General features: G+C 68.3%; 13 protein-coding genes. 10 read left to right on the forward strand and 3 right to left on the reverse strand.

Translation table 11 applies throughout. The annotated features are described in order from the left end of the window. Nucleotides 1-777, reverse strand: coding sequence for a prepilin peptidase (locus EV138_RS26105; protein WP_133981388.1), 777 nt, complete (start codon nt 775-777; stop codon nt 1-3). 206 nt (nt 778-983) lie between these two features. Here EV138_RS26105 and EV138_RS26110 point away from each other — a divergent pair, with 206 nt between their 5' ends. The 10 genes from EV138_RS26110 (at nt 984) to EV138_RS26155 (ending at nt 10625) form a co-directional block, all read left to right on the forward strand. Beyond that, nucleotides 984-1637, forward strand: coding sequence for a response regulator transcription factor (locus tag EV138_RS26110; RefSeq protein ID WP_133981389.1), 654 nt, complete (start codon nt 984-986; stop codon nt 1635-1637). Between the two features lie 358 nt (nt 1638-1995). After that, a complete protein-coding gene (locus tag EV138_RS26115; protein WP_133981390.1) occupies nt 1996-2427 on the forward strand; it encodes a type II secretion system protein in 432 nt (143 codons plus the stop codon). Nucleotides 2428-2558: 131 nt separating this feature from the next. Then, nucleotides 2559-3620, forward strand: a complete 1062-nt coding sequence (locus EV138_RS26120; protein WP_238158358.1) for a type IV pilus twitching motility protein PilT — start codon at nt 2559-2561, stop codon at nt 3618-3620. After that, nucleotides 3617-4930 carry a GspE/PulE family protein gene (locus EV138_RS26125; RefSeq protein WP_133981392.1) on the forward strand — a complete coding sequence of 438 codons (1314 nt, stop codon included), beginning with the start codon at nt 3617-3619 and terminating at the stop codon, nt 4928-4930. The genes EV138_RS26120 and EV138_RS26125 overlap by 4 nt, the downstream gene beginning before the upstream one ends. Before the next feature lie 3 nt (nt 4931-4933). Continuing rightward, nucleotides 4934-6139 carry a type II secretion system F family protein gene (locus tag EV138_RS26130; RefSeq protein WP_133981393.1) on the forward strand — a complete coding sequence of 402 codons (1206 nt, stop codon included), beginning with the start codon at nt 4934-4936 and terminating at the stop codon, nt 6137-6139. Beyond that, nucleotides 6139-6576 (forward strand): type IV pilus modification PilV family protein, encoded by a 438-nt coding sequence (locus EV138_RS26135; protein ID WP_133981394.1) that lies wholly within the window; start codon nt 6139-6141, stop codon nt 6574-6576. The genes EV138_RS26130 and EV138_RS26135 overlap by 1 nt, the downstream gene beginning before the upstream one ends. Then, the gene (locus tag EV138_RS26140; protein WP_238158359.1) at nt 6567-7181 is read left to right on the forward strand and encodes a PulJ/GspJ family protein; all 615 of its coding nucleotides are present in this window, start codon (nt 6567-6569) and stop codon (nt 7179-7181) included. The genes EV138_RS26135 and EV138_RS26140 overlap by 10 nt, the downstream gene beginning before the upstream one ends. Continuing rightward, a complete protein-coding gene (locus tag EV138_RS26145) occupies nt 7178-9214 on the forward strand; it encodes a hypothetical protein (protein ID WP_133981395.1) in 2037 nt (678 codons plus the stop codon). The genes EV138_RS26140 and EV138_RS26145 overlap by 4 nt, the downstream gene beginning before the upstream one ends. A 60-nt stretch (nt 9215-9274) precedes the next feature. Next, nucleotides 9275-9916 carry a response regulator transcription factor gene (locus tag EV138_RS26150; protein WP_133981396.1) on the forward strand — a complete coding sequence of 214 codons (642 nt, stop codon included), beginning with the start codon at nt 9275-9277 and terminating at the stop codon, nt 9914-9916. Nucleotides 9917-9959: 43 nt separating this feature from the next. After that, nucleotides 9960-10625 carry a glycosyltransferase family protein gene (locus EV138_RS26155; RefSeq protein WP_202866822.1) on the forward strand — a complete coding sequence of 222 codons (666 nt, stop codon included), beginning with the start codon at nt 9960-9962 and terminating at the stop codon, nt 10623-10625. A gap of 199 nt (nt 10626-10824) precedes the next feature. Here the strand turns inward: EV138_RS26155 and EV138_RS26160 are convergent, their stop codons facing one another. Next, nucleotides 10825-11355 carry an NUDIX hydrolase gene (locus EV138_RS26160; RefSeq protein ID WP_133981397.1) on the reverse strand — a complete coding sequence of 177 codons (531 nt, stop codon included), beginning with the start codon at nt 11353-11355 and terminating at the stop codon, nt 10825-10827. Next, entirely contained in the window at nt 11352-12668 is a 1317-nt protein-coding gene (locus EV138_RS26165; RefSeq protein WP_133981398.1) for a zinc-dependent metalloprotease, read from the reverse strand. The genes EV138_RS26160 and EV138_RS26165 overlap by 4 nt, the downstream gene beginning before the upstream one ends. Nucleotides 12669-12738: the final 70 nt, after the last annotated feature.

The following is a 12738-nucleotide window of genomic DNA, read 5'->3' on the forward strand; positions in this document are numbered from 1 at the left end:
TCAGCGCCAAAGGCCGGTCAGCGGATCGGTGAGGAAGATCGCCACGAGCGCACCGCCGATCATGAAAGGGCCGAAGGGGAGCGCCGTTTTGCGCCCGGCTCGGCCGACCGACATCGCGGCAATGCCGACGACCGCGCCGAGGGCGAAGGCAGTGAAGGCGCCTATCAACAGGGCAGGCCAGGACAGATAGGCCAGTACGCCGCCCAGCAACCCGGCGAGCTTGACGTCGCCCCAGCCCATCCCGGCCGGGGCGATCAGCACCAGGAGCAGGAAGAAGCCGAACAACGCCGCCGCTCCGATCCCGGCCCTTGCCAGCGGCCACCAATCGTGTTGCCAGGCGGCAGCGCCCGTCAGCAGCAAGGCGAGTACCGGGTACGACGGCAGGACGATTGCGTTGGGCAACTTTCGTAGTTCCAAGTCGATCAGCGCCAAGGCGATCCCGACTGCCGCGAACCACAAGTACGCCGGTACGGCGGGCAGCCGGCCGAGTTGGTCCAGGCGCCAGGTGAGCGCGGCGAACAGGAGCCCGGTACCGAGCTCGACCAACGGGTAGCGGGCGCTGATCGGCGTACCGCAGTCGGCGCAGCGTCCCCGGAGGATCAGCCAGCCCAGAACCGGAACGTTGTGGCGCGCGCGGATCGGCGTACCGCAGCGGGGGCAGCGGGAAGGCGGGCTGACGACGGACTCGCCGCGGGGCACCCGATGGATGACTACGTTGAGAAACGAGCCGACGGCGAGCCCGAGCAGGAACACCAGCAGTAGCAGGGCGACGACCATGCGTAGATCCTCCCGCTCAGTGGCACTGGGTAACCGAAAAGCCGGTGCTGACGTGGAAAAACACCTGTTTGACAGGCGTAACAGATGGTGGATCGTGAGCGATCATAGTTACAGAAGGTTAATTGCGCGTTCAGCAACTTCATCGCAGAATCTGTCGCCATCAATTGCTCGCCCGTCACGGAGAGCAATGACAGCCGGGGGGAAACATGGCGAAATCAATCACGGTCGTGGTCATCGACGGCCACACGCTCACACGCTACGGCCTGGTCGGGCTCGTTGCCGGGGCCGAGGGCATCGAGATGGTGGGCGAGTGCGGTACGGCCGCGGAGGCCGCCGCGGTGGTGGCCGTCGCCGTTCCCGATGTCGTGGTGCTCGATGTCGCCCTGCCGGACGGCGACGGACTGCGGGTCGCCGCCGAGTTGCGCGACCGGTACGCCGACCTCGGCATCGTCGTACTGACCTCGAACACCGAGGACGATGTGATGTTCCGCGCCCTGGAGACGGGTGTCTCGGCCTTTGTCTGCAAGACGGCGCCCAACGGCGAGGTGCTGGCCGCGATCCGGCACGCGGCGGTGGCCGCCTGCTCCTTCACGGCGACCGGTCTGGCCGGTGCGCTCGGTCGCCGGAACTCCGTCATGGTCGGTCTGACGCTGAGCCCGCGGGAGCAGCAGGTGCTGGCGTTGCTGACCGATGGGATGTCGGTGCCGGCGATCGCCCGGTCGATGTTCGTCAGTCCGTCGACGGCCAAGACCTACGTGGCCCGGCTGTACGAGAAGCTCGGCGCCTGCAATCGCGCCCAGGCGATCATGACCGCCTTGCGCCTCGGCCTGATCGAGCGCCAGCTGGCGGTCCCGGCGTAAACCGAAGGCCAGGCGATTGGTGCCGCCAGCAAGTAACCGACGGCCGGCGGATGCCGGAGCAGAGTTGCCCCTCAGCAGGCGAAACGCTTGATCGAATCCCGTCGGCCGTTCGGCTGACAGCTGTCGGCCGTTCGGCCAGTGAGACCAGCCGTTCACCCGCTGTGGCAGCGATCCCACAAGGGCAAGTCTTTGACGCGGCAGCAAGGTGCGCCGACCCGGCGTACCGGAAGCATTCCGGGGGGAATGCGAGCGGGCCGCGCTGGATTTACAGGGGTCGAGCGCGTGCCGGTCGTCCGCGCTGTCGCGCCTGCATGACCCCGTCTCCGTCGCCTGCCGGAGCCTCTGCAAAGGAAGCACCATGAGCCACCGCCTTCGGGCCGCCGTCAAGCACGCCCGAATCCGCCAGCACGTCAACAACCTGCTCGACCCCGACCAACTGACCCGACGGGTCCACCGTGCCCGCAAGCGCTCCGAGTCCGGCTTCACCCTGATCGAGTTGCTGATCGTCATCGTCATCCTGGGTGTGCTGTCCGGCATCGTCGTGTTCGCCGTCAGCGGCATCCAGGACCGCGGCAACGCGGCCGCCTGCAAGACCGACAAGAAGACCGTTCAGGTCGCGGTCGAGGCGTACTACGCGAAGAAGGGCGTGTACCCCGACGCCGGTCCCGCCGGCTGGCTCCAGTTGACGGTCGGCGCGGACCAGATGCTCCGCGAACAGCCGGTGGGTGATGGCTACACGATCACCCTCGCGGCCGGCGGCGTAGTCACCGCCGCCGGCGCCTGCACGTAGTACCCGAGTAGTGCTCCGCGCAGTGGACCGGCTCGGAGGAGGGCCGGTCCACTGCCCGACGTGACCTTGAGGAGGGTCACAAACCGAACCCCGGAAGGGTTTCCATGAAAGTTCCCGCTCCTGGTAGCCGGGTGGATCTGCTGTTGGAAGAACTCTGGAACGCCGGTGGTACCGACCTGCTCCTCACGGTCGGGATGGCACCCCAGCTCCGGGTTCACGGCGTACTGCGGCCGGTCGCCGATCAGTCGAGGCTGACCCGGCGCGACACCGACGCGATGCTCGCCGAGGTGCTCAATCCGCATCGCTCGAACGTCTGGCAGACGACGTACGAGCACGACTTCTCCTTCTCCTGGCGCGACAACGCGCGGATCCGCGCCAACGCGTTCACCCAGCGCGGCGACACCGCCCTCGCGCTACGGATCATCCCGCGCAGCATCCCGACCATGTCCGAGCTCGGGCTGCCGCCGGTGCTGTCCCAGTTCGCCCGGCTGCACCAGGGACTGGTCCTGGTCACCGGCCCGACCGGATCGGGCAAGTCGACCACGCTCGCCTCGATGATCCACCAGATCAACACCGACCGGGCCTGCCACATCATCACCATCGAGGACCCGATCGAGTACGTGCACGAGCACCGAAGGTCCGCGGTGAACCAGCGGGAGGTCGGCAGCGACACGGCCTCGTTCCCGGATGCGCTCCGGGCCGCTCTCCGCGAGGACCCGGATGTCTTGCTGGTGGGCGAAATGCGCGACCTGGAGTCGATCCGGTTCGCGCTGACGATCGCCGAGACCGGCCACCTCGTCTTCGCCACCTTGCACACCAACGACACCGCGCAGTCGCTGGCCCGGATCATCGACGTCTTCCCGGCCGAGCAGCAGTCGCAGGTCCGCGTCCAGTTGTCGGCGGCGATCAGCGGCGTGGTGCATCAACGCCTCCTGCCCCGAACGGGTGGCGGCCTCGTCGCTGCGTTCGAGGTGATGGTCGCCAACGCCGGAATCAGGAACCTGATCAAGGAAGGCAAGACCCACCAGCTGCGCAACGCGCTGGTCACCGGCCGGCGCGAGGGCATGGTGACGCTCGAACAGTCGCTGTCCCTGTTGGTCCAGGCCGGCGACATCTCGTACGACGACGCCGTCGCGCGCAGCTCGTATCCGCGCGAGATCGAAGCCCGGCCCCGATCGGTCGTCCGGCCATGAAGCACCGGGGCCGCAGTACCGCGGTGCCACCCGTGGTCGACGGTCGCAACGCCCTGGCGGGGATCGACGAGCGGGTCCGGATGTTCGAGGCCCGCGACGACGCCGAACGCCGGCAGCCGGTCGGCGCGACGGTCAACGAGGAGGCGCCGGTGGTCCAGGTGGTGCAGCTGATCATCACCCAGGGCCTGCGCGACCGCGCTTCCGACATCCACATCGAGCCGCACGACAGCCGCATCCGGGTCCGGTTCCGGGTCGACGGCGCGTTGCGCGACCAGCTCGACCTGCCCGGTTCGATCGGGCCGGGCGTGGTGAGCCGGATCAAGGTGCTGGCCGACCTGAACATCGTCGAACGCCGGCGCTCCCAGGACGGCCAGATCCGGATGCGGATCGAGGACCGCGAGGTCGACATCCGGGTCTCGACGGCGGCCGTGGTCGGCGGCGAGAAGGTCGTGCTGCGGCTGCTCGACAAGAGCCGGCCGCTGTTCCGGCTCGAGCAGCTCGGGATGCCCCCCGAGCTCGCTCGCCGGTACGCCGAGTTGCTGCGTACGCCGTACGGGATGGTGATCTGCGCCGGGCCGACCGGGAGTGGCAAGACGACCACGCTCTACGGTTCGCTCGGCCAGATCGACACTCCCGAGCGCAACATCATGACGATCGAGGACCCGGTCGAGTACTCCTACGCCTCGATCAACCAGATCCAGATCAACGAGGCGGCCGGGATCACCTTCGCGACCGGGCTGAAGTCGATCCTGCGCCAGGACCCCGACGTCATCCTGGTCGGTGAGGTCCGCGATGCCGAGACCGCCCGGATCGCGGTCCAGTCGGCGCTGACCGGGCACTTCGTGCTGTCCTCGGTGCACGCGACCGACACCGCCACCGCCGTCCATCGCCTGCTGGACATGGGGATCGAGAACTTCCTGGTCGCCTCCTCGGTCAGCGCGGTCATCTCGCAACGGCTGATCCGCAAGATCTGCGAGAAGTGCCGCGAGTACTACGAACCGCCCGCCGCGGAGCAGGCCTTCCTCGCCACGGCCGGGAGCTCGGTGCCCATCGGTGGATTGATCCGCGGGGTCGGGTGCGACGCCTGCGCGGGCACCGGCTATCTGGAGCGCACCGGCGTCTACGAACTGATGGCGGTGACCGACACCATCCGGGACCTGATCGTCGACCGGGCACCGCTGGTCGAGATCCGCAAGACCGCCCGCTACGAAGGGATGCGGACCCTGCAGGAGGAAGCCGCCCGGCTCGTCCAGGCCGGCGTCACCACGGTCCCCGAGGTGCTTCGGTCCATCTACACGGTCGGGAGCTGACAGATGACCAGATACGCCTACGTCGCGGTCGAGCCGAACGGCCGGACCACCCGGGGTACCACTCGGGCCCAGAGTCGCGAGGACGCCGAACTCGCCTTGTACGAGAAGGAACTGCGGCAGATCCGGGTGAAGGAGAAGCCCGGCCTGCTGCAGATCGAGCTCACCGCGCGGCGGGTCAAGCCGGAGGAGGTCATGCACATCACCCGGCAGCTGGGTGCCTTCGTCCAGGCCGGGATGCCGTTGACCGACTCCGTGCACAGTCTCGGCCGGGAGTCGTCGAACGCGACCCTGCGGCGGATGATGTTCGAGGTCGAGGACGGCCTGCGCGACGGCGAGCGGCTGTCGGACTGCTTCGACCGGCATCCGCGGATCTTCCCCGAGTTCTACCGGGGCATCCTGCGCTCGGCGGAGCTGAGCGGCCGGCTGGACACCGTGCTCGCCCAGCTCGCCCGTTACCTGGAACGCGACCTGGAGGCGCGTCGCCGGATCAAGCAGGCCCTGATCTATCCGTCGGTGGTCGCGGTGATGTCGCTGGTGACGATCGTCGTTCTGGCCGGTTTCGTGCTGCCCCGCTTCAAGGAGTTCTTCGCCAGTCTCGGCGCCAACCTGCCGCTGCCGACGCGGATCCTGCTCGGCGTCACCGACTTCATCACCGCCTGGTGGTGGGCGATCCTGATCGGCACGGGCCTCTTTATCCTGATCCTCGTCTACGTGCTCGGTACGACGGCGGGCCGCTACCTGCGCGACCGGTTCGTCCTGATGATCCCGGTGATCGGTGGGACCGTGCGGTTCGCGCTGGTGGAGCGGTTCTGCCGGATCCTGTCGTCGATGGTCAGTGCCGGCGTGCAACTGCCCCAGGCGCTACGGGTCGCCACTGGATCGCTGCCCAACAAGGTGTTCCGGCACTCGCTGTCCGGCGTACTGGAGGCGATGCTGCAAGGGGAAGGGCTCGCCAAGCCGTTGGCGGCCACCGGGTTGTTCCCGCCCACTGCTGCGGAGATGTTGCGAGTGGGGGAGGAGACCGGGACGCTGGACAACCAGCTGGAGGTCACCGCGCAGTACTACGAGGGCGAGCTGGACTACAAGCTGAAGAAGCTGATCGGACTCTTCGAGCCGGTCGTCATCATCGTGATGGGTGTAGTGGTCGGCTTCGTCGCCGTCGCCCTGGTCTCCGCGATGTACGGCGTCTTCCGGCAGGTGCAGGGCTGATGCGCGAACGCGGGGAGAGCCTGCTGGAACTGGTGGTGGCGGTCGCCTTGATGGGAGTGGCCGTCGTCGCGGTGATGTCCGGGCTGACCACGACAGTGCTGATGTCCGACGTCCAGCGTAAGCAGGCGACGGTGGGAGTCGTAGTACGCGACTATGCCGAGGCGCTGCAGCAGTACGTTGCTGCGGGCCACTATGTTGCTTGTGGTTCGTCGTACAGCGTTCCGGACTTCGTTGCCCCACAGGGCTTTTCGGCGAAGGTTGTTGCCGGGTCCGTGCAGTACTGGTCGATCGGACTGACCTGGTTGCCGCTCTGCCTGCTCGACAACGGGCTGCAGCGGGTACGGGTCCTGGCGACGAGCGCGGATGGGCGAGCCTCGGAGTACGTGTACGTCGTACTGCGGAGGCCGTGCGGCGTGGAGGATCCCCCGTGCGGCTGAAACGAGGGGAGCGCGGCTTCACCCTGGTCGAGTTGCTGATCACCATTTCGCTGATGGGCGTGATCACCCTGGCGCTGGGAGACCTGCTGATCAGTGCACTCCGGGAGATGAGCGCTACCTCGGACCGCATGGACCTGGCGCAGGATGCACAGCTCGGTGCCGCCTACTTCGCCCAGGATGTGGCAGCGGTTGGATTGCGGGACTACACAGCGGGCGCGGTCGACTCCACGCTGCCCTTCAAGGAGTCGGTGCAGGTGAACGCCGCCGCCGATGCCGGTGGCGCGACCTGCGGCCCGCTCCCGACCTCCGTACTACGCCTGCTCTCGGACGACTGGTCGATCGCGGCCACCCGGCGTACTGCTGTGGTCGCCTACTACCTGCAAGGCGGAGACCTGCACCGGGCAACCTGCATCAGCCCGGCGACTGTCCCGGCGAGCGACGTGGTGGTCGTGCAGAACGTCGTACCGGCCAGCGTCTCGGTCACCTGCTCCACGTCCTGCACTGCGCTCCCGGTACCGGTCGCGATCACGCTGCACCTGGTGGCGAACAAGCCGACCATCGGCGACTACGCGATCGCACTGAGCGGCCTGAGGAGACAGTCGTGAGGAGGCGTCGCAGAGACGAGCACGGTGCTTCCCTACTGCTGGTCCTGGTGGTGATCAGTGTTGTCGCGGTAGCTCTCTCGGCGCTGCTCACCAGAGCCGACTCTGCTCAGAAGGTCACTGCAGCCCTTCGTGAGCAGGCATTCAACTCGTACACGGCAGATGGAGCACTGCAAGCAGCGGTCAACAACCTGCGCAACAGCAGCTACAACGGCGAGTCCGGTCAGCACTGCTTCGGTCTGTCGGACACGCTGTCGCTACCGACCTTCACACCAGCTCGCAACCTGCTGGACCTTCCCGACTCCGCAGCCGTGACCTGTACTGCGGACCCGAAGCAGGTGGTCGTTCAGTGCGCCGGGTCGGACTGCAATCGCCCCGACAACGCGATCCTCACCGTCGGCCGCGTCCCGGGGGAGGACGGCATCTCGATCGATCAGCCGGCCGACTCGACCCTGCGGATCCACGGTGACGTGTTCTCCAACTCCACTGTCGACGTCTCAGCCGGCCAACTCAGCGCCAGCGGCGGTGTGTCCGCACGAGGCCTTTGCTCGGGCACACTGCTCGGTACTGCGGTCTGCAACCTCGGGCTCGGCACATTGCCGGCCGGCGACGACCCTGGCTACTCCTCGGTACTGACCTCGGCGCCTGTGCATCGGAACCTCCCCACCTGCACCACCGCGAACTCGGTCGTCACCTTCCTGCCCGGGTACTACGACGACGCCGTCGGGCTGAGCCGGATGATGAAGGCGGACAGCCCTTGTCACGGCAGCACGTGGTGGTTCAAGCCGGGCGCCTACTACTTCGACTTCCACAACACGGCGAACCCGCTGCTGGACACCGGCTCCCACGTCTGGACCGTCGACGACGGCAACCTGGTCGCCGGGACACCGGTGAACGCATCCGGAGCGCCACTGGCGACCCCGCCCGTGCCGGCGGTGATTCCCGGCGCATGCGCATCGCCGCTCACCGGCGCCACGGGCGGGGTGCAGTTCGTCTTCGGCGGAGACAGCCGACTGGTCATCGGGAGCGGTCGTGCCGAGTTGTGTGGCAGCTACTCGTCCTCGAAACCTCCCGTCGCTCTCTACGGCCTCACCTCCGGGGACGCGGCGGTGACCGACCGAACCGGCGCCAGCGCGTTGACGCCGACAACGGTGTCCTTGCTGACTCCGTTCCTGCTGACAGCTACTCCGAGCCGGCTGTCGACGGTCGACGGCGTCGCCGCTACCTGGAAGAGCACCAAGGTCGACGACAGCGCAGTGCTCCCCTTGAGCGGTTTCGCGGCTGGTGCGGTTCCTACGGGATCGGTACTCGAGTCGGCGGCCCTGAAGATCACGCATCGGCACAAGGATCCGGCGACGACCGACAAGCTGGCCGTGTCCGTGGATGTCGGGTCGGGACAACCCCTGAGCGTCACGGCCGGCGGATTGCCAGGCGGATCGGCGTACGGGACCGAGACCTTGCCGTTGGACGCCGCGCGGACCGGGTCGTTGGCGGCGGCGATCTACGCGGGGACCTTCACCGGGGCGAGTCTCACGCTGACCGCTGGGCTCGCGGTGAAGGACGACGTCGAGGACATCGACGCAGTACGGCTGGAGCTCACCTACACGCCACCCGCGCTCCGGAAGGCCTCCGGTTGCGTCGTGGACGGCCCGTACGACGGTAGTGGGAGCGCCTGCGCGCTCGTGCGCGCCACTGGGCGGTTCTCCGTGGCAGGGACTGTCTATGCACCGGCGGGGGCAGTGGACCTCACCATCGACTCGGACGGCACCGGTTTCCGGGCTGGTGGCGTCGTCCGTGCTTTGAAGGTGGCTGTGACGGGAAAGGTCACCGGTGTGCCGTTCGATCTTCCCGACGACTCACCTGGGTTCAGCTTCGCGCTGCACCTCAAGGCGTACGTCTGCCCGCGGTCGGTGCTCTGCCTGCCGAGCGGGCGCCCGGCACTGCAGGCCAAGATCGGCCTGGTCGACGCCGACCCGTCCTCGCCCGTCCCCGGCCGCCGCAAAGTCACAGTGCTCGCGTGGTGGCGTCCAGGCTGATCCGGCTGGGCTCTATCGCCACGGGACAGGTTTATCTAGGTTGGTCTACGGGGGAACGACATGAACGAGCAGGTCAGGGTGGTCGTCGCTGACGGCCACACACTGGTTCGGTACGGCCTCAGCGGGCTGGTTGCCACCGAACCGGACATCGAAGTCGTCGGTAGCACCGGCCTGGGGCGGGAAGCAGTGAGCATCGTGGCCACCGTGCGCCCGGACGTCCTCGTCCTGGACGTCGTACTGCCGGACACGGACGGCCTCCAGCTCGCCTCCGAACTCAGAAGCCGGTACGCCGACCTCGGCATCGTGCTGCTGGCGTCGAACGGCCAGGACGATGTGCTGTTCGAAGCACTCGCCTCGGGTGTCTCCGCCTTCGTCACGAGAGCAGCTCCGGCCGACGAGGTGCTGGCCGCGATCCGGCACGCGGCCGTAGCGCCCGTCTCCTTCACCGCGACCGGTCTGGCCAGCGCGATGGAGCGCCGCGAACTCGCCGCCAACCAGCATTTCCTCAGCCGCCGGGAGGCCGAGGTGCTGGCCCTGCTGGGTGAGGGTCTCTCGGTCCGGGCGATCGCGACCAGGCTCTGCGTCAGCCTCTCCACCGCCAAGACCTACGTGGCCCGCCTGTACGAGAAGCTGGGCGCCTCCAACCGGGCCCAGGCGATCATGGCCGCCATGGAGCGGGATCTCCTCGCAGCCAAGCACTAGTCGGCTACTGTCTCCCGAACCCCCGCTTGTTCGAGAGGCCACGATGCACGACTCGTCCGACACCCAGCCGGCGCCGAACCCGGATCCGCCGGAGCAGGCGCTGGACCGACGGGTCGTAGTACTGGTCGTGCCTGCCGTGGGCACCTGGGCTCCGCCCGGCCGCTCGCCTGAGACCTGGCGTCTTGCTCTTGCCGAGGACACCTATGAGGTGCTGGCTTCGCTGGACCGGGTGGACGTGGCAGTCGCCGTCGTCGGTGGAGACGAGTCCTCCGTCGCCGACATCTCCGCTCTGACCTGGCCGGGGACGGCCGTCTACTCGGTCGATCCCACTCGCCCTGTCCTCGACGCGTTGTCAGGGGTCGGTCCCGCGGCCGCCGCCGTCGCGGTCTCGTACGACGCTCCCGATCTCCCGGGCCTCCTCATCGGCAAACTCTTCCGGGCTCTTTCGAGCGCCGACCTCGCCGTCTGTCCCGCCGAAGACGGCAGCCAGGTCGCCATCGGCGTCAATTTCCCGGTGGCGCCCTGGGTCGCGTCAGCCGCGCCGACCTTCGACACCTCGCTGGCAGAGCTGGAGCGGCTCAAGCCACGACGGCACGCGGTGGCGATCGGCCCGGGCTGGCACAGACTGCGGTCGGCTGGTGACATTGCGCGACTGGATCCGGGCCTGGAGGGCTGGGATGCGACTCGCGCCGTACTTCGAGGTGCTTGAGGCGTCACCTTCTGCGTTCCGGCTCGTTTCATCTGCAACGGGACCTGGGGGTGTCCTCGAGGTCGTCGTCGTGACTGGAGCTGTCGGTGCCGTTCAGGGGCGGTGAGATCGGCAGTCCCGGAGACGGGGAACGACGACGACCCGGGGGACCACAATCAGACGTGTGCGGACCGGACCACAGGGACCGGTCCGCACACCCCTAGACAGCGCTTTTCACCAGATCTCTGACCGTCTGGTCGACACCGTCCGGCAGGGCGTCGACGCCGAACCAGGACAGGTCGTGCGACTCGTCGCTGACCACGTACTGCGTGCCTGCCGTCGTCGTCACCAGGTACTGGACGTCCAGGTGAAACGCGCCCCGGCACCCGCCGGCGGTCAACTCATGGCGGGACAGCAGCAGCGGCTCCGCGCCGATGACGAGACCCGTCAACCCCGACTCCTCGGTTGCCTCGCGCAACGCGGCACCGGCCAGCGTCGTGTCGCCCGGCTCGCAGTGCCCGCCGAGCTGCAGCCAGCGATTCACAGTCTTGTGCAGCGTGAGCAGCACCCTGGACCCGGACTGATCCAGGACCAGGGCGCTTGCGGTCACGTGGTCGGGCCGGCAGCTTCGCCACATGCCGTCCGGATACTGCGCGAGATGCTTGAGGTAGTGCTCCCGCAGTTCGGCCTGCTCGGCGTCGGGCGGGGTCCACGCGGTCAGCGTGGCCGTGGCGTCGTCATGCAGCGTCACTTGCCGGCGTTGCCCTCCTCGTTGCCTTCGTCATCTTTCGGTGCGTCGTCGGCGGCATCCTCGGCCGGCAGGAAGTCGGTGATGTCGATGTCGGCCAGCTCGCCCGCGTGCTGGGCGAAGCCGATCGGGTCGTCCAGATCGGTGGCGCTCGGCAACAAATCGGGGTGGGACCACAGCTCGTCCCGCCCGTCGACCCCACGAGCATCCCGTACTGCGGCCCACAGGTTCGCCGCGTCACGGAGGCGCCGGGGCCGGAGTTGCAGACCGACCAGGGTGGCGAACGTCTGCTCAGCAGGGCCGCCCGCCGCGCGACGCCGGCGTACGGTCTCGGCGAGCTGCACCGCGGCCGGCATCCGGTCCTTGGTGGCTTCGCGGACCACGTCGTCGACCCAGCCTTCGACCAGCGCGAGCGCGGTCTCCAGCCGGACCAGCGCGGCCTTCTGCTGCTCGGAGTCCTCCGGCTCGAACAGCCCGCCGGCTAGCGCCTCCTGCAGCGCCTCCGGGTTCTGCATGTCGACGTCAGCCATGGCCGCCTCGATCTTGCCGGAGTCGACCTCGATCCCGGCCGCGTAGTCGGCTACCGCGGCGAACAAGTGCTGGCGTAGCCACGGCACCCCGGCGAACAGCCGTTGATGTGCGCATTCACGCAGCGCCAGATAGAGCCGGACGTCCTCGTCGGTGAGCTCGAGGCCCTCCGCGAACTTCGCCACGTTGTCCGGCAGCAGCACCGCCTGACCGGCGGGTCCGAGCGGCAGGCCGATGTCGGACGAGCTGACGACCTCGCCGGCCAGCTCGCCCAGACCCTGGCCGACCTGCGCGCCGAAGATCGAGCCGCCGAGCTGGCGGAGCATGCCCGCCATCGGGCCGGCCAGCTGCTGGGCCTCCGCGGGCAGCGCGCCGCCCATCGCACCGGCGACGTGCTCGGCCACCGGGTCGACGACGGTCTGCCACACCGGCAGGGTGTTCTCGACCCACTCGGCACGGCTCCAGGCCGCGGACGTGGTGGTTGCCTCGGGCAGCGTGGTGACCGGGTCGAGCCAGTGCTCGGCCAGCCGGACCGCGTCGGCGACCCGGTCGCTGTCGGTCGGTGTCACGGAGCGGTCCCCGGCGGCGGAGACGGTCTTGCGCGCGATGTCCTTGGCCAGGTCCCAGTTCACCGGCTTGCCGTCGGTCGATCCGCTGAGCAGCTGCTGGACCTGAGCGAAGATCGCGTTCAGGTCGGGGGCGCCGCCCGCGCCGGCCGCACCGGAGAACTGCTGGAACATGGCCTCGAACGGAGTTCCCTTGAACGGGTTGTCCGGCTCGTCGCTCATCGGAGGGCCTTCCTGTGCAGTGGGGCGTACAAGTCCAACGTACTGGTTACCGCGTACCGTTCCTCCCTAG

This window comes from Kribbella voronezhensis (genome assembly GCF_004365175.1).
Classification (GTDB): Bacteria; Actinomycetota; Actinomycetes; order Propionibacteriales; family Kribbellaceae; genus Kribbella; species Kribbella voronezhensis.

Bases quoted from the DNA above. Each gene is read 5' to 3' on its own strand.
- EV138_RS26105 (WP_133981388.1), bottom strand. From the start codon at position 777: ATGGTCGTCGCCCTGCTACTGCTGGTGTTCCTGCTCGGGCTCGCCGTC.
- EV138_RS26110 (WP_133981389.1), top strand. From the start codon at position 984: ATGGCGAAATCAATCACGGTCGTGGTCATCGACGGCCACACGCTCACA.
- EV138_RS26115 (WP_133981390.1), top strand. From the start codon at position 1,996: ATGAGCCACCGCCTTCGGGCCGCCGTCAAGCACGCCCGAATCCGCCAG.
- EV138_RS26125 (WP_133981392.1), top strand. From the start codon at position 3,617: ATGAAGCACCGGGGCCGCAGTACCGCGGTGCCACCCGTGGTCGACGGT.
- EV138_RS26130 (WP_133981393.1), top strand. From the start codon at position 4,934: ATGACCAGATACGCCTACGTCGCGGTCGAGCCGAACGGCCGGACCACC.
- EV138_RS26135 (WP_133981394.1), top strand. From the start codon at position 6,139: ATGCGCGAACGCGGGGAGAGCCTGCTGGAACTGGTGGTGGCGGTCGCC.
- EV138_RS26150 (WP_133981396.1), top strand. From the start codon at position 9,275: ATGAACGAGCAGGTCAGGGTGGTCGTCGCTGACGGCCACACACTGGTT.
- EV138_RS26155 (WP_202866822.1), top strand. From the start codon at position 9,960: ATGCACGACTCGTCCGACACCCAGCCGGCGCCGAACCCGGATCCGCCG.
- EV138_RS26165 (WP_133981398.1), bottom strand. From the start codon at position 12,668: ATGAGCGACGAGCCGGACAACCCGTTCAAGGGAACTCCGTTCGAGGCC.